Source organism: Verrucomicrobiota bacterium (assembly GCA_016200005.1).
In the GTDB taxonomy this organism is placed as follows: domain Bacteria; phylum Verrucomicrobiota; class Verrucomicrobiia; order Limisphaerales; family PALSA-1396; genus PALSA-1396.
In genome coordinates this window covers 66,848-88,881 of sequence record JACQFP010000078.1, presented here as the reverse complement: position 1 = coordinate 88,881, position 22,034 = coordinate 66,848, and the positions used below count along the sequence as shown (strand labels likewise).

Below are 22,034 nucleotides of genomic sequence, written 5' to 3'. Positions count from 1 at the left end.
TGGCGTGTTACATAAACGCGCCATGTCGATCAACGCAATGAGTGAAATCGAATCCGCCGCATCGCCTCAACCCGGACCCTTTGGCCGGTTCTATTTGCAGGAACTGATCAACAGCGGCGGCATGGCGGACATCTGGCTGGCCACCGACTCGAAGGGAAAAGCGTTCGCGCTCCGCCGGCTGCATCACCGGTTGCGCTTTAATTTTCTGGCGCGGAAACGATTTCTGCGCGGTTGCGAAGTTCTCTCCAAAATCCACAACCACGATCGCGTGATCGGTTATTTCGAGCACGGCAAGATTGAAGGCACGCCCTACCTGCTCATGGAATACGTGGAAGGGGCGAACCTGAAGGAGCTTTATGCGAACCACGATCCTGTGCTGTTGGAAAACGTCGCGCAAATATTGATCGACATGGCGGTGGGACTGGAGCACGTGCATGACAGCGGCTTCATGCACCTCGATTTCAAACCGGAGAACGTGCTCATCACGCGCAACGCCACGGTGCGATTGGTTGATTTCGATCTCGCCAAGCCAATTCCCAAGGAGCCGAAGAAGATGTCCAAGAATCCTGGCACACCGGCCTACATGGCACCGGAACAATTGCAACGGCAGCCTATCGATCATCGAGTGGATATTTTCGCCTTTGGCGTCGCCGCCTATGAACTGCTGACCAACAACAAACCGTTTGCCGGCGAAACACCGGCGGAAATTTTGCGCAAACAACTGGATCGCTCAGACTTTGTCGTGCCGCGCCAATACAATCCCGAGTTGCCGGCGAACTTGGAGAAGGTGGTTTTGAAATGTCTGGAGCACGACCCGCTCAAACGTTATCCGTTCATGAGCCTGCTGATGCATGATTTGAAAACGGCGCTGTATGTGTGAAGGCAGCAGCGGACGTGAGTTTTGCGGCCTAAACAGATGTTAAGCGCACGGTCATGATGCTACCACTGCTGGCCGCGTCTCTGCATGACTCGCACAGTAAATCCTCCAAAGGTCCGACCGCCCTGACGATAAACCCAATCAGAGATCGACTCGAAAGAAACAGACACCCAGTCGCCTTTGCTGACTTCCGGGATCTCCTGGGGAACACTCGATAAGGTGCCAACGATTTTGTTGCCCTCGAAACCTGCATCTTCGATCCAAAGGTGTTCGGCACATCCTGTACAAATGCTCTCGAAACGAGCTTTCACGAGAGCGCCCTCGATGGTGGGTATCAAGCGACGGGCGTCTTCTTGAAGGGCGCGGCGGAACTCTGGCAAACGTCGCTGTGCTTCTTCGATTGCCGCATTCAATTCGGCATCATGACCGTCGAATGACATTAAGTCGGACATGCGCACGACCAGTAAGTTAATTGGAAACTTTGTAGCCCATCTCGGTTCATACATTTAACTCTGCTATCGGCGAAGTTCATTGTCGAGACTGACTCGTGATAATTTTTGCAGTGATCACTCCACCGGCAAAGGCTGCAAATCCATCCACTACTTGTTCTCAGCCTCGAATGTCGCCACGAGCGGTCGATGATCCGAGCCGACACCCCAATTCGGAATCGTCAGCACGTAAGTTTCGTTCGTCACCCATTCCCGCGCCATGCCGTGGCTGAGCATGATGTAGTCGATGCGACTGTATGTGTCTTCAATGCCGTAATAATGAGTCCACCCAATGTTGCGCGGTGAATAGCGCGGGTTGGTCGGATTGGGTTGGTTGTCACCGTTGCGTTCGGCGGGCCGCGTATCAACCAGCGCAGTTTTGCCCCGGCCAATCACCGTTTTAATCGCCTTGCTGTTGTAGTTGTCGTTGAAGTCGCCAAGGACGATGAGGTTCACATTCGGATTGGCGGCCAGGCGGGCGTCGATGTTTTCGCGGAGCAGTTTCGCTTCTTCCAAACGCAGTTCGGCTTCGTCGGCCTCCGGCACCGGCCGGCGCGACTTGAGATGGGCGGTGATAAGCGTGAAGGAATAGTTAGGATTCACCTTGATATCCACTTCCGCAAAGCCACGACTGACGCGGAATCGTCGCCCGCTCAAGAGGAAATTGTCATTCGTATGCGGACGGCGCGCAGTAAACGGAAATTTGCTGAGCACGGCCACGTGGATGTTGGTATCGAAGCCGGTCACGTGTTCCCAGTAATGGAAGTCCAAGCCATCGGTCTTGAGTGATGCGCGCAACTCCTGCAAGGCGCTTGGGCCGCCTATTTCTTGCAACGCCAGCACGTCGGGTTTCAATGCACAGATGCCTTCGCGGATTTTCGCTTTGGCTTCGGCGGTTTTCGAGTGAGTTCGCGAGGCCGTCGGTTGATCGAGATAATTTTCGACGTTGTAGGTGGCGACACGGATGGTTTCCGCCGCGCTCAGCGAAAGGCATGAAAGCACAGCAGCCAAGCCGATGGCCGCGCGCCAAAAAGGTGAAATTGGATTCATCGTTCTGGTAATAGAGTTCCGAGGACGCCAAGTCAAAAGCCAAGTGCGGCAATTATCAGCGGTGACGATGCAGACCGACGAACCCCTCACCCTCTCCCCATCGGATGGGGAGAGGGGCGGGGAGAGGGGAGTGTTCAACTGCATGATTCCGGATTAGGCGAACCGAACCCGGTCAAAAAGCGGGGAGAATCCTTTTGCAAAACCGACGGCGACTGCTATTTTGGGAACATGCAAAGAATCTCCAGGTCAGCGAGTCCGGCACGCCTTAGCAGGGCGCAGGGAAACGGGCAGTTGAAGATGCAGGATAAGCAGAACGAGCGCGATCACCGCGAATTGCCGGTTGACAAGGTGGGCGTGCGGGGCTTGCGCTTTCCCATTCAAATCCGGGACAAGGCGCGCGTGTTGCAGAACACCATCGCCACCATCGGCATGTATGTGGATTTGCCCAAGGAGTTCAAAGGGACGCACATGAGCCGGTTCATCGAAGTGCTCAACGCCCACGGTAGCGTGGTGCACGTGGAGAACATCGAGGACATTCTTTACGCCATGCAGAAGAAATTGAAATCTGCGACGGCCCATCTGGAAATGGAGTTCCCGTTTTTTCTGGTCAAGAAAGCCCCGGTCAGCGGCATGGAGAGCGTGATGGATTACACCGCGCGGTTCGATGCGACGGCGTGCGGGAAAGAAATTGATTTTGTGCTGACGGTGAAAACGGCCGTAACCACGCTGTGTCCCTGTTCCAAGGCGATCAGTGCTCGCGGCGCACACAACCAGCGCGGCGAAGTAACCGTGCAAATCCGGTCCAAGAAAGCCATCTGGATTGAGGATTTGATCGCGCTGGTGGAAAGTTCGGCCAGTTCCGAGCTGTATTCGTTGCTCAAGCGTCAGGATGAGAAGTTTGTCACCGAACGGGCCTATGACAACCCTGTGTTTGTGGAGGACCTGGTGCGCAACGTCGTGCTCAAGCTCAACACGCATCCCGACGTGACCTGGTATAAAGTGGAGGCGGAAAACCATGAAAGCATCCACAGTCACAACGCCTACGCCTGTATCGAAAAAGGATAGCCGGTCGGGTTTGATGCAGCGGTTGGTTGCGAGTCTCGACGGCCGCCGGGACGGTGTGTTTCTCCTTCCCAAAAATTCTTTAAAATTGTTGTGGCGTATTTGTTTTCCTTTGTTACATTCGCGCACTCTCGAATGGATGCGAGATGTCCATTTCGGTCGAAGTAATCAAATTTGAACCGGGGAAAAGTGTTAATCGAGTTGTGACAACAAAGAAAAATATCGAAAAGAAAAGTTCCGGCGCGCACAAGCCGCATCGTCCGGCGAAAGCGGCTGCCAACCCGCAGCCCGCCACCGCGGCGGCAATTCTTGGCTTTCGGACGGCCAAGGCCGTCAAGAAAAATGGCGAAGTGAAGATCAAGCCGGAGTGGGCCAAGTACTACATGCACTTGCTGGAACTGCGGGACCAGTTGCGCCGCCAGATGGACGGACTGGCTGAGGAATCGGCGCAGGAAATGGCTGGCTACAGTCTGCACATGGCCGACTCGGGCACGGACAATTTTGACCGCGATTTTGCGTTGAGCCTGCTCTCCGCCGACCAGGATGCCATTTATGAAATCGAAGAGGCACTGAAGCGGATTCAGAAGAACACGTACGGCGTTTGCGAACTGACCGGCAAACACATTCCCAAGGCGCGTTTGTCGGCGATTCCCTGGGCGCGCTTCACGGTGGAGGCCCAAGCCCAACTGGAACGGGAAGGCGCCTTGCGTCAAAGGCGTCTCGGCAGTCTCGGTTCGGTGGACAGCACCGGGGTGGTGGAAGTTGAGGAAGAGGAAGAGGCCGAGGAAAAACCAGCCAAGGAAAAGGAATAATCCATGCCCCGCGAAATCATCACGATCGAATGCACGGAGGCGCGCAAGGAAGGCAAATCGCCCTCCCGTTACATGACCACGCGCAACAAAAAGTTGCAGACCGAAAAACTGGAGATCAAGAAGTATAATCCTTTCCTCCGCCGCCACACGGTCCACCGCGAAATCAAATAACTTTTATGCCCCGCAAAACCAACAAGGAAAAAACCGACAATCGCGGCGCGCGTGGAAGGACCGGAATGTCCGAAATGCGGATCCAGCGTCCGAAGCCGAAAATCGATTTCACGGTGGATGCGCTGGACTTCAAGAACGTTAATTTGCTCAAACAATTTGTGACCGACCAGGGGCGGATTTTGCCCCGCAAATACACGGGTCTGCCCGCCCACTATCAACGCCAGCTCAATCGTTCCATCAAGCGCGCCCGGCAAATGCTGTTGATGAAATAGCGCCGGGCGCTTTTTTCGAGAAGAGGAGGATTTCTTTTCTCGCGGAATAGCTCAGTCGTCGTGCGCCGTTAAGCCGGAACGAGGCAGTTCGGAAATTTCCTTTCTTTAGCGGCGACTTGGCGCCTTCTGGTTGTCATAGAACGGCGCCATTAGATCCATCCCATCAAACTCGACAACGCACTTGTCTTTTCTTGCTTGCCCATTCTTGACCGGACGTTCTTGCGTTGACGACTTCTCCAAATTTCGTGTTGTCATCATCTGAGATCCATCCACTCCCACTTGAAAGGGAAAATGTTTATGCTGAACTGGAACCGCTGCGTGGCGGCGCGAATTGATGGGCGGAGAGTCCTGACGTTGCGCGGCGGGGAAGAGGATTCGACAGGGATTGCCAGTGATTTTTTCACCCGCGGCAGCGCGTCGGGAACACGTCGCCCCGGCCTGAGCTGCCTGGAGGTTCGACGCTTGGCTACGTTCGCTGATGACCGGTTGCAGAACAAGCTGCCTTCTCCAAAGCAATGCTGCTGCAACGAGGATCGGTTTTTTGGCTGGCACCGCCGGGCGGAATGCCGAAATCTGAATGGCCAAATCGGAAACCAACCTGAAACTCAAACGCGGAATCGCCACCCGTCTGGCGAAAGGAAGCGCGCGTACTGAAGTTCCAGTCAACGATGGAGCACTTGACCTGCGTTGCACTGCCTGGGCGCTTGGTTGAAACTTTGTCCAACCAGAATCGGCGTGTCCCAAGCGCAACCGCCACCCTCCCGGAGCGCGGTGGATTCGCCATCGCTGCCGCTCCTGGAGGGAAAGTGCGAACTGGCTTTGCAAGAATCCCCTGCCGCGCACTTCACGCGAACAGCGCGTAGAGCACAATCATCGTGACGAACAGTACGACGGCCGCCAGGCGCGGATCACGGCTCCCGGCGAACTGTTGAGCCCGCAGCGCGGCCAGTGGATTTGGCCAGCAAAGATTCCTCGTCTGCGCCTCCGTTGGCGGTCGCGTCAACAGGCTGGTGATCACGAACACAACCGAACAGAGACAAAACAGCCACCACGCCTGCAACATGAACGGCAGGCCCAGCTTCGTCGTGAACAACCGAAAACCGAACGCCGGAAAATCTAGCACGAACACCACGGCCCCAATGATGAATCCCGCAATCAGCGTCACGAGCGAGGCGCGCGCCGTCCCGCGCGGCCAAAATACGCCCCACAAAAACACCGTCGTGATGGGCGGCGCGAGGCAGGCGATCATCGCGTTCAGGCCCTTGAAAATGCCGCCGAACTTCTCGCCCTGCGTGGACCAGCCAATCGCCAGCAGCATGACCACACAGGCAGTGATGCGGCCGATCTTCACGAGCGTCGCATCGGGCGTCGCGGGCCGGAGGCGCTTCACGATATCAATGCTCACGAGCGTGCTGGTGCTGTTCAATGCGCCGGCCACGGTGCTCATCAACGCCGCCAGCAGACCCGCGGCGATCAAACCCTTCAGGCCGGTGGGGATGAGTTGGTCAATCAGCACCGGCAGCGTCTGGTCGGGCGTGTCGCCGATTTTGTCCTTGAACAGCACGTAACCGACCACACCCGGCAACACCATGGTGAACACGGGCAGGATTTTGATAAAGCCGGCGAAGAGCGGGCCGAGTTGGGCGTCGGTCTGACTGCGCGCGCCCAGCACGCGTTGCACGATCGTCTGGTCGGCGCACCAATACCAGATGCCCAACACCGGGTAGCCGAGCAACACGGCATACCACGAGAGATCACCGTCGGGATGCAGCATCTTCATCTGCCCCAGCTTGAGGGCGGCCACGAAGTCGGCGTGCGAGTGAATGCCTTTTTCCGGCAAGGCCGCGAGCGCGAACCCTGTCACAAGCACAGCGCCCAACAGCAGCAACACGGTCTGGATCGCCTCGGTGACCACCACGGCCTTCAACCCGCCCACCACCGTGTAAAGCGCAGTCAGGGCGGAGATGATCAAGATGGACCAATACACGTTGATCTGAAAGAACTGCTCAAAAATCCTCGCCCCGGCGTAGAGGCTCACACCGATGTGGATGAACAGCGCCGCCACCACCGCCATGAACGCCAGAAACGCGCGTGAGCCAGGACTGTAGCGGCGCTCCAGAAATTCCGGCAGCGTCGAGATGCCGTTGCGAAAGTAGAACGGCGCAAACACCAGCCCCAACAGAATGAGGCAGAACGTCGCCATCCACTCGAAGTTGCCGATCACGAGGCCATCGCTGTAGCCGGCCGAGGCCAGGCCGACGAGATGCACCGTGGAAATGTTGGTGGCGAAGAGCGCCGCGCCGATCATCGGCCAGCCCAGCGAACGCGCGGCGAGAAAGTAGCCGCTGCTCGTGCGCGCTTGCTTGCGCGACGCCAGGATGCCGATCGCCGTGATCGCCACCATGTAGCTGGCGATCACCGCCAGGTCAACGGGATGAATGGCCGCCAGCGCCAGCAGAGTGGACGGGGTGGTCATGACAGTTCGATTCTATCTATCCGGCTTGAAGAAATATTCAAACAACTCGCGCGGCGTGCCGGGGTAATCGGCAACCTGGAGGTCGCCGGCCAGTTGCTGATCGCCACCGGTGAAATACACGAGCGTCTGGCCTTTCCAATAAACCACTTCGGCGTCGCTCGCGTTTTTCTCGCGAATGTGGGCGGGGCGCAACGGGTGGACGGAGTTGGTGGCGTTGAACGTCACGAACGGCTGGCCCGCCGGCGCGTCCTGCCACCGGCGCAAATCGTGTGAGCGGGTGATGCGGGTCTCGTACTTGCCGCTGCCGAGACTTTCGAGATAGAGCGTGTAATACCAGTCGCCCTCGAAGTAGAGCGCCGGGCCGCCGACGTATTTGTCGCGTCCATAAATCGCGTCCGGCACCCGCGTCCACTGCGTGAGATCGGCGGAAGTGAAATACTTGAATGTGAACGGTGGCCACTGGGGATCGTTCGATTCCACCAGCAGCACGAAGGCGTCGCGTCCGCGGCAGACGGAGACGTTGAAAAACTTCTCCGGCGGTTCGGCGCGCAGGACGACGCTGGGTTTCGTCCAGTTTACCAGATCGTCGGACGAAGTCATTTCAATCTCGGCGATCTGCCATTTCTTTTCCTGGCCCCAGTTGCCAGCGAAGACATGAACGCGGCCCTGCCACACGAATGCCATGCCCAAGCCGTGACCGCGGAGCGGAGTCGAGACGATCCGGTCTCGCTCGACGTCGCGGAGGCGCACTTCGTCTTCCTGAAAGCGGCTGCCATCGGGCGAGCCGGGAAACTCCCATTGCTTCTGCCAGTTTTCGAGGAGATAAAGCCGTTCCTTGAAGACGAACGGCGTGACCTCGACGAGCGGAGAGTTGAGTTTGCGTTTGTGGGTGAGCGGATGAGTCCAGTGGCCGTCCGAAGCGAGAACGATCTGCTTGGCCGTTTCAGCGCCAAAGGCCAACCAGGTCACGGTGCAAAGGATGAGCGTCAGTGCGGATGGGGAGAAGCGGCTCAACATGTAGCTTTTCCTTTATTGCTCGCGAATCGTGGTTCGCTCCGACAACCAGATCATGTCCCGGTTGCCCGGGCAATTGGGAGTCCAGGTCAGCCACCCACTATCGCTGTAAAGCACCGGCGGCCGGGTGCGCCAGTCCAGCCACTTGTGAATCTCCGCATGACCATCCGCGAACGAAAGCCCGCCCGCTCCGTTGTGAGTGCTGGCCGGCATGTCAATGATCCGGGTTTGTTGGATCTCGGAAGCGTCCCGATAGACCACCGCAAAGTCGCCATAGTTGATGCCGTCAGGGTGTTCATCGATCAGAACGAAGGCCTTGGAATGTCCCATGGGATGGATGTCCGCGAGTTTTCGAAAGATGGTGAAGCGGCTGCCCGGCGGATATAAGCCGCTGCCGTGGGCGCCATTCAACCAATCGTCCGGCGAGTTCATCGCCTGGCTCATGCTGAGACTGCGCACGCGCGGGTGGATGCGCCCGCGAACCTTCACGGTGCTCTTGTCCGCCGGACACTTGTAAACGCCCGCCGTTCGCGCGGTGTAGGGAGCCAGTTTGGCATATTGAGGATCGGTGAGATAAACCGTGTTGGTGTTGTCGGGGTTCGCGCCATCAAAGTTGAGAATGCCTTTGACCCAACCCGGTGAATTGGGGTCCAGCGCGTTAAACACCAGGCGGCCATTATGATCATCGGCATACATCAGCCAACCGAGCTGCAACTGTTTCAGGTTGCTCAGACATTGGATGCCCTGCGCCTTGGCTTTGGCCTTGGCGAGCGTGGGCAACAGCAGGCCCGCCAGGATCGCAATGATGGCGATGACAACGAGGAGTTCGATCAGGGTAAAACCGGCGCCGACCCCGCCATCACCCAAGCCAGGGTTGATTCGCGCGCTGGCGGTGAAAGCGCTTTTGGCGTGCCCCATGCGAACTTGATTCATGAATTGCCCTTCCGCTGGCTTGAGCGTTATGCCCTGCCAATCCATCACGGCAGGTTCGGGCTTGGTTTTGAGGCGCGGGGCGAAGGCGTGCGCGCCTTTTCCGCTCACTTCGAAGACGCCAAGCCACGCAAGGAGCGATCGGATCATCGCCAGCCGGCGTGCGTTCTTCCTGACTTTGGCTTGGGTCCCAAAAGGCCAGGAACGAGTCTGGGCGGCGGAGCAGAGAGTGATCACGAAAAACGCTTGACCGGGACGGCGATAAATTCAAGCGCATAATGCGTGATGGGTCTTGCCAATGGAGTCGTCTCGCCCGTCGTATCCGCGCGCTCCGCGGAAGAAATCGGCTGCCGTTGGCAAAGTGGCCCCGAACCCACATTCGGATTTCGGGCTTAATTGTATTGCCGCGCTTCCCCGCCTTGCTAGAATTCACGGCGACCCATCCGGCGGAACACACGTGCCGTTGCGAACGGGCTTTTGCCCGATTGGGTTTGAAACCGTTGCCAAAATTGAGTTATGCCAGACCTGAATCCGGAAGTTACAAAATTCCTCTCCACCCAACCTCTCCCAATGTTCATCGCTGGGCGATGGACTGAGGCCGTCAGCGGAGAAACCTTCGAGACGCGTGATCCCGGCAACGGCACCGTCCTCGCCCGCGTGGCGGCCGGTGACGTTGCGGACGTGGACGCGGCGGTTTCCGCCGCGCAAACTGCCTTCCGAAAAAGCGGCTGGGCCACGATGCCGGTCAATGATCGGGCGGTGATTCTCCATCGCCTCGCTGACCTCATTATCAAACAGCAGGAAGTTCTCGCGCAAATCGAGTCGCTCGATGTCGGCAAGCCGCGCGGCCAGGCCGCCGCCTTCGACGTGCCGCACGCCGCGCAGACCTTCCGCTACTACGCCGACCTCGCCGTGCACACGCGTCGCCGCGAACCGATTGCCGTGTCCGGATTTGATGCGCACACGGTCCGGGTGCCTTATGGCGTCTGCGGATTTATTTTTCCCTGGAACTTTCCGTTCCTGCTCGTGGGCTGGGGCGTCGCCCCCGCGCTGGCCGCCGGTAATACCGTGGTCATCAAACCCGCCGAAGACACTCCGCTTTCCACGCTCTACTTCGCCAAACTGGCGGAAGAAGCCGGTGTGCCGCCGGGTGTCATCAATGTTGTCACCGGCTTCGGCGAAACTTCGGGTGCGGCGCTCGCGCGGCATCCGGGACTCAAACGCATGTCGTTCACCGGATCGCCGGAAGTGGGACGCCTCATCGCGGAAGCGTGCGGAAAAAATCTCGTGCCCGTGAAACTAGAGCTGGGCGGCAAAGGCGCAGCGGTGATTTTCGACGACGTGAACGTGGATGCCGTGGCCGAAGCGCTCGCGGGAGCGGTCACGCTCAATGCCGGGCAGGTTTGTTGCACCGCCACGCGCTGGCTGGTGCATGAAAAAATTCGCGACAAGTTTGTGGAAAAGGCCACAGCCACGCTCGGCGGGATGAAGATCGGTTATGGCGCAGAGCCGGACACGAACATCGGCCCGGTCGTCAGCGAGAAGCAACGCGCGCGGGTACTGGGCTATCTCGACAAAGGTGTGAAAGCCGGCGCGAAACTTCTGCTTGCGGGTGGACGCGCGGAAGTCAAGGGTCACGAGCAGGGTTATTACGTCAAGCCGGCGCTGCTGACCGGCGATCCCGGCAACGTCTGCGCGCGCGAAGAAATTTTCGGGCCGGTCGCCTACGTGATGTCGTTCAACGACGAGGACAAGGTTGTCGAACTGGTCAACAGTTCCACTTACGGCCTCGCCAACAGTGTTTGGAGCAACAACCTCGACCGCGCGAACCGTGTCGCAGAACAGATGGTGGCAGGCAACAGTTGGATCAACGCCCACAATCTTTTCGCGCACGGCATGCCTTACGCCGGCTGCAATCTGAGCGGATGCGGCGGCGGCGTTCTCGGACCGGAAACACTATCAGATTATCTCCGCAACCAAACCGTCGCGCGCCCGTTGGCGTGATGTCTTGCGGTCCAAAACATGAGATGTGTTAGAGGGCGAAATGATCACTGGCTGCAAGGCCGGACGCCGCTATGAAGTCCTATTTTCTCTCGCCTATTCAGTCTCGCAGTAATGCAGTCGCAGCACTGAATTCGGTTCTTCCCGGCCACGCAGATACGTGGCTTTTGAAGGACGTGACAGGAGATCCGATTGCTTACTTTTCGTTGGTGGAGCTGGAAATCCCGAACGTCTTTGGCATACAAGCAGACATAAGTTGACGTCACTACAATCGCGATGAAGATGTCATTTCAGTTTTGAAGAAGCTTAGCCATGAATTGGGAGGAGCAATCACCTATGAACCCTGATTTTATACGATAGCCTGATTATATGATCCCAAATCCTCCACTCGGCGTTTTGCTCCATGCCATTGGCGGGCTGATGTCGGCGATTTTCTATTTGCCTTACCGCAAGGTGAAACATTGGTCGTGGGAAAGTTACTGGATTGTCGGCGGCGTGTTCAGTTGGATTGTTGCGCCGTGGATCATTGCCCTTCTCGCAGTGCCGAATGTCCTGACGACTTTGTCCAACGCTCCCGCGAAAAGTCTTTTCTGGAGTTATTTCTTCGGCGTGTTGTGGGGCATCGGCGGCGCGATGTTCGGCCTCACGGTGCGCTACCTCGGCTTTGCGCTCGGCACGGCGATGGCGCTCGGTTATTGCGCGGCTTTTGGCACCTTGCTGCCACCGATTTTCAACGGGCAATTTTTAGGCGTCCTCCAGACGACTTCCGGCCTGGTCGTCATGGGCGGTGTCGCGGTGTGTTTGTTGGGCATCGTCATCAGTGGTTTCGCGGGCATGGCCAAGGAACGCGAGCTACCGGAGCAGGACAAGAAGGCGAGCGTCAAGGAGTTCAGTTTCAAGAAAGGCGTCTGGGTGGCGACGGTCTGCGGCATCATGAGCGCCTGCATGTCCTATGGCTTTGCCGCGGGCAAACCCATCGCCGAACTCGCCGTGACCAATGGCGCGTCCGATCTGTGGAAAAACCTGCCCGTGCTCATCATCGTGCTCGCCGGCGGCTTCACGACCAACGTCATCTGGTGTTTTACATTGAACCTCCGCAATAAAACCTTCGGCGACTACCTCAATCGCGAGGTTGGAGTTCAAGCTTCAGCTTGTTCGAACGACCCCGACAAGCTAAAGCTTGAACTCCAACCCAAAGGCGTGCCGTTGCTCGCCAACTATCTTTTCTGCGCCCTTGCCGGAACGCTGTGGTATCTCCAGTTCTTCTTTTACGGCATGGGCACGACGAAGATGGGCCGATACGATTTCTCCAGTTGGACCTTGCACATGGCCAGCATCATCATTTTTGGAACGCTGCTAGGAGTTTTTCTTGCCGAGTGGAAGGGCGTCAGCGGGCGCACGCATTGGATGATGAGATTGGGTTTGGTCGTGCTGATTTCGTCCACCGTGGTCATCGGCTATGGGAATTATCTCGCGAAGGAGAGCTCAGCGCCAGCGGTGCTCCCTGAACATCGTAGCAGCGGACGTGAGTCCGCTCATTCTTCTTCCGCGGAAATAGTCCAGAGCGGACTCACGTCCGCGGCTACGGTCGATACCAAATGAAAACGTCCGCCCTCAAAAGGTTGCGTGCAAAACTCGCGGCAGACGAAACCATCTACGGCCTGTGGGTCACGTTGGAGTCGGCCAGCATTTCAGAAATGGCGGTCGCGCTTGGCCTCGACTGGATTGTCGTCGATGCCGAACACGGCCACCTCGATTGGAAGGACATCCTCGAACACGTCCGCGCCACGGTGCGCAGCGATACGGTTGTGTTGGTGCGCGTCGCCGAATTGAACGCCGGCCTCATCAAGCGCGCGCTGGACATTGGCGCGGACGGCGTCGTCATTCCGTGGATTGAAACGGCAGAACAACTCCAGCAAGCCGTGTCGTTCGCCACGTATCCGCCCGAGGGTATTCGTGGCATTGGGGCAGAGCGTGCGACGGGCTGGGGACAGTGTTTGGTGCAGCACACGCAGGAAGCCAACGAAAATGTTCTGGTCGTGCCCATCATCGAAACCGTCAGCGCCGGTCGCAACATCAGGCAACTCTGCGCGGTCAACGGCCCAGAACTTTTTTTCTTCGGCCCGGCGGACTACTCCTCGACGGCGGGTCATCGCGGACAATGGGAAGGGCCGGGAGTTGCCGCAGAATTGCTAGCCATCAAAGACTCGCTGCGTGCTCACGGCAAAGACTGCGGCATCATGGCGACGAGCCACGAAAATCTGATCGAACGCCGGTTGCAAGGCTTTCGCATGTTGGGGGTCGGCTCGGACAGCGGATTGCTTTTGCGCAGTCTGCACGCCGCACTCGGTGTTGTGGGCCGCGACCGGCCAATGTCCGCGACGTTTGTGCCGGACAAAACCACGCTGCCAATTACTCCTTTGCCGCGCCCGCCGGAATCGCTGCGCCCCGACCGTGCGGAAACGATGAACCAGCCGGGGAAAAATCCACCGGTCGACCTTGCGCCAGGCGTTTCCCTCGACTGCCTGGTCGGGAAACATAACGGCGCGCGAAATCTGACGACGGGTCTCGTAACGTTCGAGCCGGACGCGAAGCTGCCGTATCACACTCATCCCGTCAGCGAATCCATCACCGTGCTTTCGGGAACGGCGATCGTGGCGGTGGAAGGCCGGGAATATTCACTCGGCCTGCTCGACACTATCGTCATCCCGCGAGGTCTGGCGCATTCTGCTTGGAACGATTCGCCCACTGGACGCGGCGTGGTTCACGTCGCGCTGGCTTCGGAGTCTCCGGGTCGTGATTTGGTTTCAACTCCGTTCGAGCGTCGCGCGATGCCAAACGAACCCGCCCATGTTCCCGGAAAAGAGCGCGTGACGCGCCATGCCACCGCGCCGCGATCCGAGGCCGGGCCGGGGACGAGTTTCATTGACCACTTCAACAAAAACCTCATGCCGGGCATCGAAATGAGCGGTGGCTACGGTTTGTTCCAGCCGGGCGGGCGTTTGCCGGCGCACTTTCATGATTTCGACGAGTCCATCTGCATCATCGAAGGCACTGCGGTTTGCATCGTGGAGGGACGCCGCTATCAACAGTCCGGTTGCAACACGGCGCTGCAACCGCGCGGGCGCGTCCATTACTTCATCAACGAGAGCAAGGAACCGATGGCCATGATCTGGGTTTATGCCGGACCAGTGCCGGAGCGCGTCATTGTGGATGAACATTGCGCCACGGTGGAAGGCAATCCGTGGAAAGAAAGTTCTTAATAATTCAGTACTATGAAACGCTCGCCTTCACCCCGGCCCTCTCCCCCAAGGAGAGGGAGAAACTTTTTCAGCACTGGAGAGCGTTCATCGTCCACTGACTTTTTCCAGACATGCGATAGTGATTTCCCTCTCCTGGGGGAGAGAATTCTCCAGCGGAAAATTCCGCGCCTCAAACCCATGAACCCACCCCCAACTCCTTCCAGGAGGGGAGCGGCACACGGTGACTTGTTCCCCTCCTGGGAGGGGTCAGGGGTGGGTTGGGTTGCCAGCAGGTTGATGAAACGGGTGAGGGCGGACAACATCTCTGGCTGCAAGAGCGCACGAAAGTTGATGCTCACACCGCCGAACAAGCTAAAGCTTGAACTCCAGCGGCGGGTTGTGGTTCGTTGGAGTTCAAGCTTCAGCTTGTCTGCCATTGGCCATGAGTAAGTTCATCGTCACCTTGACCGCCGATTTCTACGACAGCAAAGGCGCGTGCAAGTATCAGGACATCGGATTGTCGGTGCTGGCGGAACAGCCGCACATCGAACAGCGCGTTTTCCAAGAGCACCGCAAACAAATCGGTGCGGACCAGATTGGCAATGCGCAAGGTGTGATCGTGCTGACGCCGGCAGTCACCGCCGAAAGCGTGGCGAAGGCCGACAATCTTCTCGTCGTGGCGCGGTTCGGCGTCGGTTATGATTCGGTGGATGTCAAAGCCTGCACTGTGGCTGACGTGCTCGTAACCATCACGGTCGGTGCGGTGGACCGGCCCGTAGCCGAGGCGACCGTCGGCTGGATGATCGCGCTGAGCCACAACGTCCGCATCAAGGACCGGCTCGTGCGCACGGGCCAGTGGGACGAGCGCGCGAAGCACATGGGCCGCGAATTGCGCGACCGCACGCTCGGTGTGATTGGCCTCGGCGGCATCGCGCGCAAGACGATTGAACTGCTGCGCGGCTTTGGGATGAAGCAGCCATTGGCGTTCGACCCGTTCGTCAATGAGGAGATGGCGGCGAAGGCCAGCGCGCGTTTGGTCAGCCTGGAAGAATTGCTCCGGCAAGCCGACTTTGTTTCCATTCACTGTCCGCTCACCGAAAAGACGCGCGGCCTCCTCGGAGCACAGCAACTGGCGTTGATGAAACCGGACGCGTATCTGCTGAACACCGCGCGTGGCGGCATCGTGGACGAGGACGCGCTGTATGACGTGCTGAAGAACCGACGCATCGCGGGAGCAGCCCTTGACTGCTTTGCGCAGGAGCCGGTCACCGCACCGTCTCGCTTCGCTGATCTTGACAACGTGTTGCTCGCGCCGCACAGCATCGCATGGACCGACGAGATGTTCCGAGACATCGGGCGAGCCGCGTGCCAGGTGATGGTGGATCTTTCGCTCGGCGCGCGGCCGCACGGCGTGCTGAACCCCGAAGTCTTCGAGCGGGCAGGCTTTCAGGCGAGGTGGGCGCGGTTTCGGAAACAACATTCTCACTAGACCTTATGGGCAACCTCCAGCATTCCGGGATCGTGCATCGCAGCCGTGAATCTGGGAGCGGGGTGGCGCAGGCGTCCTCGCCTGCGAGTTCGCCCGGCGTCCCGCCGGGTGTTAGTGCGGGCAGCGGGACGCTGCCGCAACTCGCAGCCGGGACGGGCTGCACTACACGGATACTGGGCAGACTTGAAAACAAAGTCGCGTGGATCAGTGGAGCCACCTCCGGCATTGGCGAGGCCACGGCGCGGTTGTTTGCTCGCGAAGGCGCCAAGGTCGCGCTGGTCGGACGGCGTCTGGCGGTGAGCCGGCAGATTGCGGGCGAGTTGAAAGTGGCGGGCGGCGAAGCTCTTTCCATTGCTTGTGATGTGAGCAACGAACGGCAGGTACACACTTCCATTCGCCGGACGGTTGAGCATTTCGGCCGCCTGGACATCATTGTCAACAACGCGGGCCTGGTGCATATCAAGGCGCTGCACGAATACACCGAGCGGCAGTGGGATCACGTGATGAGTGTCAATGTGAAGTCCATGTTCTTCGCCACCAAACACGCGATCCCGCATCTGCGCCGGAGCGGACGCGGCTGCATTGTCAACGTCGGCTCGATCAGCAGCTTCGTCGGGCAGGCGCTGACGCCCGTCTATACGACCACGAAGCACGCCGTGGTCGGCCTCACCAAATCCATCGCGCTCGACTACGCGGCCGACGGTATCCGTTGCAACTGTGTCTGCCCCGGCATCACCGACACGCCGATGCTGCGCGAACACTTGAATGCGACTGCGGACCCGGAGGCCACGTTGCGGAATCGCCTGCGCCGCGTGCCGATGGGCGTGTCGTTGACGCCGCACGATGTCGCCAAGACCATTCTGTTCTTGAGCTGCGAGGATTCGTCGGGCATCACCGGTACGACGCTGGTCATTGACGCCGGTTACCTCACAGCCGCCGAGTGGGAAACCCACGGACGGACGGCGTTCATGGCGGGCGGCAAATCAGGAAAGGGCAAACTATGAAGTGGAAACTCGCTTGTGCTGATTTCGCGTTCCCCTTGTTGCCGCACGACAAGGTCCTGGACTTGATTGCCATGCTGGAGTTCGACGGCGTGGACATCGGGCTGTTCGAGGGCCGCTCGCATCTGTGGCCTTCGAGAGTTTTTGTCTCGCCGGTGAAGTCGGGAAGACAACTGGGTCGCAAGCTGGCGGATCGCGGGCTGCGATGCGCGGATGTATTTCTGCAAATGAACCCAAGTTTCATCCCGTACGCCATCAATCATCCGGAAGCGGCGCGTCGGCAACGGGCACGGAATTGGTTCCTCAAGACGTTGGATTACGCCGCCGCCGCCGGCGCGAAGCATGTTACCACGCTGCCCGGCGTGAACTTTGACGGCGAGTCACCGTCCGATTCGTGGCATCGCACTTGCGCTGAACTGGCGTGGCGCGTCGAGCAGGCGAATCAGCATCGCATCGTTTTCAGCATCGAAGCTCACGTCGGTTCCATCGCGCCGGATCCGAAAGCGGCGTTGCGTCTCGTGCGCGACGTGCCCGGCCTGACACTGACGCTCGACTACACGCACTTCACCCGCGCCGGTCTGCCGGATCGCGCGGTCGAACCGCTCATCGCGCACGCGTCGCACTTCCATGCCCGCGGCGCGCGCAAAGGCCGGTTGCAAACCTCGTTTCAGCAGAACACCATCGACTACGCCCGCGTCCTTCGCGCAATGCGGAAGGCTGACTACCGCGGCTATGTGGGTGTCGAATACGTGTGGATTGATTGGGAACACTGTAATGAAGTGGACAACCTCTCGGAAACGATTCAGCTCCGCGACTTTCTCCGCGCGAAGATGAAATCTGGCTGAGTATTTATGTTTACGCTTGGTCTTGCGATGAAACTGCGCCCGGGCGCTCACGAGCAATACAAATTTGCGCACGATCAACTGTGGCCCGAACTGGCGGCGGGCATGCGCGCGAACCAGGTGAGTATGGCCATCTACCGCGACGGCGACCGGCTGTTCCTCTTCGCCGCCGCGCCGAGCGAGGACCACTGGCAGCGCAGCCGGCAGGACCCGATGCTCGCGCGCTGGGACGCGCGCATGACGGAGTTCCTCGAAACTGATGCGCAAGGCGGCATTGCTTTCACCGTTCTCCCGAAAGCGTTCGGTTTTGGTGAATTCAAATAAGCTCAAAATTCTTGTGAATCGTCTCTCCCTGATCCAAATGGCGTGCCGCTGTGCAATAATCCTGCTGGGATTGTCACCGCGCGTGCTGGCCGCGGATGCGAACGCCGTCCTTCGCCTCGAAGCCGATCCCGCCCGCGCTCGCCTCCCGGTGTTGAGCTGGGACACGGAGGGTGGAGATCGTGCCAGAGTGAATCTGTTGCGAACAGGAACCGCCATTGGACTGCGGGTTAAGGTAAATGGACAATGGAGTGGCGGTGAAACTTTCGAGACCAAGGTCGAGAAGGTGGACAAAACGGAGACACGCTATCGCCTGGGCCTCGCGCCGGATGCCGAGTTGGAGTGGCGCGTTCGTCCGGGCGCGGGTCAACTGACGATGACGTTCGTCGCCCGAGGCGCGGGGTTGAGTCCGGTGGAAGAGGTCGAGTTGGAATTCCCATTTGATCCGCGCGTGGCGGCGACGACGCTGCTGCCCTCCTCGTGGGACGCGGATGGAAACATTCATCTGCCTGCCATCCTCAGCGCGCCGGACTTCGGCCAGATGCTGCTGGCGGGCAAAGGCAGCCACGGCGTGAAAGCGCGGCTTGAGGGAAGCCGCGCGAAGCACACGGTTGATCTGGCGCTGGTTTTGCCGCCCCTTCGCGCCGGCCAATCTTGCGCCTTGTCGCTGACACCGGTCCGTCTGGCCGCACCGCGAGGCATGAAGGACAAATCGTTTTGGCTGGCGGCGCGCCGCGGTTGGTTTAATGCATTTCAACCGACTGCGCAGTGGGGAGAGCAGGGCAAGCCCGCCAGCGCCCCGGCCGGCATGTTGGCCAATAACGTCATCAGCGACCCGGCGAGTTGCTCGCTGTGGTTCTATGCCGACCAGGCGTATTGGGTGCCGGAACTCGCGCCGGACATCTCGGCCATGACGCTGGTCCGTCGCACGCTGGATTGGTGGCTCGATCAGAAGGTGCTCCCGAATGGCGAAGTGATTTGCTACTGGGACAAAGCAAACTTTCTCGACGCCAACTCCGGCCCGTTGATCGCCGCGTGGGATTATGTGGAAGCCACCGGGGACAAGGCCTGGCTGAGACGGGGCATTGAGCGGCTTGAGTTCATTGCCGATTATCTCGCCGGGCGCGACGTGGATGGCGACGGCCTCGTCGAGGCGATCCAGAGCGGCAACTACGGCACGCTGAACGCGAAGAAGGGGTCGGGGCGTTCCTGTGCCTGGTGGGACGCTCTGAATTGCGGCCACAAGGACAGTTACAGCAACGCGCTCATCTACCGGGCGTGGCGGTGCCTGGCCGATCTGGAATCGAAACTCAATCGGCGCGCGCAGCAGACCCGCTACACGCAACTCGCCGACCGCCTCAAGGCCGCTTACTTCAAAACACTCTTCAATCCGCAGACCGGCTGGCTCGCGTGGTGGAAAAGCGAGGACGGCGAACTGCATGATTACGCCTCGCCGATCATCAATGGACTGGCCATCGAATACGGACTCGTCGAGCCGGCGCAAGGCCGGGAAATACTCGCGCGACTGCGGAGGAAAATTGAGGCGGTGGGGTTCACCCGCTTCGATCTGGGCGTGCCGCCAATGCTGGTGCCGGTGCGGCGCGGAGATTATCTGTTGCCGGACGCGCTGGGTTTACCCAAGCGCGAGGACGGGACCGATACGTTTGGCTATTACATGAACGGCGGCATCACGGCGGGGCAGGTGTTGCATTTTCTAGCGGCGCACTACGTGGTCGGTGAGGGCGCCGAGGCCGACAAAGTCTTGCGCGCGATGCTGGGGCGGCAGGCGCAAGGCGGATTTCAAAACGGCGTGACGGACAGCTATCCCAAGGGAATTGACTGGACCACTTGGGATGGCAAGCCGGCGGGCTACGAGGGTTACCTGGCCGACAGCTTCCGCTTTTTGCAGGCGGTGCTGTTGCGCGAGCAGCCATTCCGGGCGCGCCTTTATCGCCCGCTGCAATGAGGATCGCGTTGCGCCGTGAACCACCCAAGCAGCGAGACAATATCGCGGCGCAAGCGATTGACCTTGGATCTGGTGAATTCAAATAGTTGCTGAAGTTCAATCAAAGGAGTTAAATCAATCATTGCCATGCAGAAAAAAAATCTAATCCCAATGTTGTGGTGCAAACCGGTCCTGGCGTTGTGCCTTTGGACCGCATTGGCCCTTGTGGCGACCGCGAAGGATATCGCCTTGAAGACCGAGGCGAATGTCATGGTCGAGTTGACGTTCACCGCCAACCGGACCTATGCCGATCCGTTCAGCGAGGTGACGCTCGACGCCATCTTTCATGATCCGAAAGGACGGGAACTGCGCGTGCCGGCGTTTTGGGCGGGCACAAATGTCTGGAAGGTGCGCTACGCGTCGCCGGTTCCGGGAACGCATCGTTTCCGCACGGCATGTTCGGTGACCGAGGACAAAGGACTTCACGGCGTCGCCGGCAAGGTGGAAGTGAAACGCTACAAGGGACAAAACCCGCTGTTCACGCACGGCCCGCTCCAGGTGTCAGCCAACCGCCGATATCTGGAGCAGGCGGACGGCACGCCGTTTTTCTGGCTGGGCGACACGTGGTGGATGGGGCTTTGCCACCGGCTGCATTGGCCGGACGAATTCAAACAACTAACGGCGGACCGGAAAGCAAAAGGTTTCAATCTGATTCAAATTGTCGCCGGCCTTTACCCGGACATGCCGCCCTTCGACCCGCGCGGCGCGAACGAAGCCGGTTTCCCCTGGCAGACGAACTACTCCAGCATCCGCCCCGAATATTTCGATGCGGCGGATCAACGGTTGCAGTATCTGGTGGAGCAAGGGGTCACGCCCTGCATCGTCGGCGCCTGGGGCTACTTCATTCCGTGGATGGGCGTCGAGAAAGCGAAGCAACACTGGCGCTACCTCGTCGCGCGTTACGGCGCGTTACCGGTCGTGTGGTGCGTGGCGGGCGAGGCAAACCTGCCGTACTATCTGGGGAAGGGCTTTCCCTACGATGACCGTCAGCAGGTCAAAAGCTGGACCGAGGTCGCGCGCTACCTCCGTGGGATTGATCCCTTTCACCGCCTCATCACGATTCATCCCACCGGCATCGGTCGGCTCAGCTCGCGCAACGCCATCGACGACCTTTCGCTACTCGACATCGACATGCTCCAGACGCCGCACGGTCAGCGCGAAGCCGTGGCTCCTACGGTGCGCACCATCCGCGAGTCTTACGCGGACAAACCCGTCATGCCGGTCATCAACGGCGAAGCGAGTTATGAAATGTTGATGGACAAAATCCCCGCCCAATGGCCGCGCGCCATGTTCTGGGTCTGCATGTTGAACGGTGCCGCCGGCCACACCTATGGCGCGAATGGCATCTGGCAATGCAATCGTCCCGGCCAACCGCATGGTCCCTCGCCGAACGGCAAAAAAGATGGCGTGGGTTACGGCAAAATCACCTGGGAAGAGGCGATGAACCTGGCCGGCTCACGGCAAGTGTCGCTCGGCAAGAAATTGTTGGCGCAGTATCCGTGGCACCAATTCACACCGCATCCCGAATGGGCGGCGTTCACGAATCAGTCCAAAGCGGACCTCTACGTGCCGCAGGCGGCGGGCATCCCTGACCGGGTGCGCATCATCTGGGTGCCGCGCAGCGAACCAATCCTCGTGCGCAACCTCGGCACGCGTGCGTCGTGGAAGGCGGCGCATTTCGATCCTGTAACCGGCGAACGGAAGGAGCTGGGAGAAGTGCGCGCCGATGAGACCGGACAGTGGCGTTGCGAACCTCCCACCGGCCACGATCACGATTGGGTCCTGATTCTGGAGGCCAAAAGTCCGGGCGCCACGCCGCCGGACCAGAAGACCGGTGCGTCGGCCGAGCTGCCAACCCAACTCACGCTCGCGAACGCGCGGTTCGACTGTCACTTCGACTGGAGTGGCCGTTGCTACAACGACGCGGCCGAGGGAAGTGCATCGTCTGGTTCAACGCGTGTGAAATGAGTTGAGGCGTCCT

Annotated in this window: 21 protein-coding genes; 14 read left to right on the top strand and 7 right to left on the bottom strand. The window is 59.2% G+C overall.

The annotated features are described in order from the left end of the window. The first annotated feature begins 22 nt into the window (after nt 1–22). Nucleotides 23–880, top strand: coding sequence for a serine/threonine protein kinase (locus tag HY298_25255; GenBank protein MBI3853566.1), 858 nt, complete (start codon nt 23–25; stop codon nt 878–880). A gap of 59 nt (nt 881–939) precedes the next feature. Here the strand turns inward: HY298_25255 and HY298_25250 are convergent, their stop codons facing one another. Both HY298_25250 and HY298_25245 read right to left on the bottom strand, forming a co-directional pair. Beyond that, nucleotides 940–1,329, bottom strand: coding sequence for a DUF2314 domain-containing protein (locus tag HY298_25250; GenBank protein MBI3853565.1), 390 nt, complete (start codon nt 1,327–1,329; stop codon nt 940–942). Between the two features lie 147 nt (nt 1,330–1,476). Beyond that, nucleotides 1,477–2,415: an endonuclease/exonuclease/phosphatase family protein gene (locus HY298_25245; protein ID MBI3853564.1), complete on the bottom strand. Its 939-nt coding sequence runs from the start codon at nt 2,413–2,415 to the stop codon at nt 1,477–1,479. Nucleotides 2,416–2,643: 228 nt separating this feature from the next. On the opposite strand from HY298_25245, the gene HY298_25240 reads away from it, so the two are divergent. The 4 genes from HY298_25240 to rpsR all read left to right on the top strand — a co-directional run bounded on the left by HY298_25240 (nt 2,644) and on the right by rpsR (nt 4,732). Continuing rightward, on the top strand, nt 2,644–3,480 hold the full coding sequence (locus tag HY298_25240; GenBank protein ID MBI3853563.1) for a GTP cyclohydrolase I FolE2: 837 nt from the start codon (nt 2,644–2,646) through the stop codon (nt 3,478–3,480). 200 nt (nt 3,481–3,680) lie between these two features. Next, nucleotides 3,681–4,289, top strand: coding sequence for a TraR/DksA C4-type zinc finger protein (locus HY298_25235; GenBank protein MBI3853562.1), 609 nt, complete (start codon nt 3,681–3,683; stop codon nt 4,287–4,289). Nucleotides 4,290–4,292: 3 nt separating this feature from the next. Further along, a complete protein-coding gene (gene rpmG / locus HY298_25230) occupies nt 4,293–4,460 on the top strand; it encodes a 50S ribosomal protein L33 (protein MBI3853561.1) in 168 nt (55 codons plus the stop codon). 5 nt (nt 4,461–4,465) lie between these two features. Continuing rightward, nucleotides 4,466–4,732 (top strand): 30S ribosomal protein S18, encoded by a 267-nt coding sequence (rpsR, locus tag HY298_25225; GenBank protein MBI3853560.1) that lies wholly within the window; start codon nt 4,466–4,468, stop codon nt 4,730–4,732. Between the two features lie 105 nt (nt 4,733–4,837). Here rpsR and HY298_25220 read toward each other — a convergent pair whose 3' ends face one another. The 4 genes from HY298_25220 to HY298_25205 all read right to left on the bottom strand — a co-directional run bounded on the left by HY298_25220 (nt 4,838) and on the right by HY298_25205 (nt 9,155). Then, entirely contained in the window at nt 4,838–5,317 is a 480-nt protein-coding gene (locus tag HY298_25220; GenBank protein MBI3853559.1) for a hypothetical protein, read from the bottom strand. Nucleotides 5,318–5,576: 259 nt separating this feature from the next. Continuing rightward, a complete protein-coding gene (locus HY298_25215; GenBank protein ID MBI3853558.1) occupies nt 5,577–7,208 on the bottom strand; it encodes a sodium/solute symporter in 1,632 nt (543 codons plus the stop codon). A gap of 12 nt (nt 7,209–7,220) precedes the next feature. After that, on the bottom strand, nt 7,221–8,225 hold the full coding sequence (locus tag HY298_25210) for a hypothetical protein (GenBank protein MBI3853557.1): 1,005 nt from the start codon (nt 8,223–8,225) through the stop codon (nt 7,221–7,223). A 12-nt stretch (nt 8,226–8,237) separates the two neighbouring features. Further along, entirely contained in the window at nt 8,238–9,155 is a 918-nt protein-coding gene (locus HY298_25205; protein ID MBI3853556.1) for a type II secretion system protein, read from the bottom strand. A gap of 513 nt (nt 9,156–9,668) precedes the next feature. Between HY298_25205 and HY298_25200 the strand changes: the two genes are divergently transcribed. The 3 genes from HY298_25200 (at nt 9,669) to HY298_25190 (ending at nt 14,416) form a co-directional block, all read left to right on the top strand. Further along, entirely contained in the window at nt 9,669–11,156 is a 1,488-nt protein-coding gene (locus HY298_25200; protein ID MBI3853555.1) for an aldehyde dehydrogenase, read from the top strand. Between the two features lie 366 nt (nt 11,157–11,522). Next, nucleotides 11,523–12,755 carry an L-rhamnose/proton symporter RhaT gene (gene rhaT / locus HY298_25195; GenBank protein ID MBI3853554.1) on the top strand — a complete coding sequence of 411 codons (1,233 nt, stop codon included), beginning with the start codon at nt 11,523–11,525 and terminating at the stop codon, nt 12,753–12,755. Beyond that, the gene (locus HY298_25190) at nt 12,752–14,416 is read left to right on the top strand and encodes a cupin domain-containing protein (protein MBI3853553.1); all 1,665 of its coding nucleotides are present in this window, start codon (nt 12,752–12,754) and stop codon (nt 14,414–14,416) included. Before rhaT ends, HY298_25190 begins: the two co-directional genes overlap by 4 nt. Here the strand turns inward: HY298_25190 and HY298_25185 are convergent. Next, entirely contained in the window at nt 14,413–14,832 is a 420-nt protein-coding gene (locus HY298_25185) for a hypothetical protein (GenBank protein MBI3853552.1), read from the bottom strand. The two genes, HY298_25190 and HY298_25185, sit on opposite strands and share 4 nt — an antisense overlap. A 5-nt stretch (nt 14,833–14,837) precedes the next feature. Here HY298_25185 and HY298_25180 point away from each other — a divergent pair, with 5 nt between their 5' ends. From HY298_25180 to HY298_25155, 6 genes are all read left to right on the top strand, one after another. Further along, a complete protein-coding gene (locus HY298_25180; GenBank protein MBI3853551.1) occupies nt 14,838–15,884 on the top strand; it encodes a hydroxyacid dehydrogenase in 1,047 nt (348 codons plus the stop codon). Between the two features lie 5 nt (nt 15,885–15,889). Further along, nucleotides 15,890–16,888, top strand: a complete 999-nt coding sequence (locus tag HY298_25175; GenBank protein MBI3853550.1) for an SDR family oxidoreductase — start codon at nt 15,890–15,892, stop codon at nt 16,886–16,888. Then, nucleotides 16,885–17,730 carry a sugar phosphate isomerase/epimerase gene (locus HY298_25170; GenBank protein MBI3853549.1) on the top strand — a complete coding sequence of 282 codons (846 nt, stop codon included), beginning with the start codon at nt 16,885–16,887 and terminating at the stop codon, nt 17,728–17,730. The genes HY298_25175 and HY298_25170 overlap by 4 nt, the downstream gene beginning before the upstream one ends. Before the next feature lie 27 nt (nt 17,731–17,757). After that, nucleotides 17,758–18,051 carry an L-rhamnose mutarotase gene (locus HY298_25165; GenBank protein ID MBI3853548.1) on the top strand — a complete coding sequence of 98 codons (294 nt, stop codon included), beginning with the start codon at nt 17,758–17,760 and terminating at the stop codon, nt 18,049–18,051. A 13-nt stretch (nt 18,052–18,064) separates the two neighbouring features. After that, a complete protein-coding gene (locus HY298_25160; protein MBI3853547.1) occupies nt 18,065–20,014 on the top strand; it encodes a hypothetical protein in 1,950 nt (649 codons plus the stop codon). Nucleotides 20,015–20,140: 126 nt separating this feature from the next. Further along, nucleotides 20,141–22,021 carry a DUF4038 domain-containing protein gene (locus HY298_25155; GenBank protein ID MBI3853546.1) on the top strand — a complete coding sequence of 627 codons (1,881 nt, stop codon included), beginning with the start codon at nt 20,141–20,143 and terminating at the stop codon, nt 22,019–22,021. Nucleotides 22,022–22,034 lie beyond the last annotated feature (13 nt).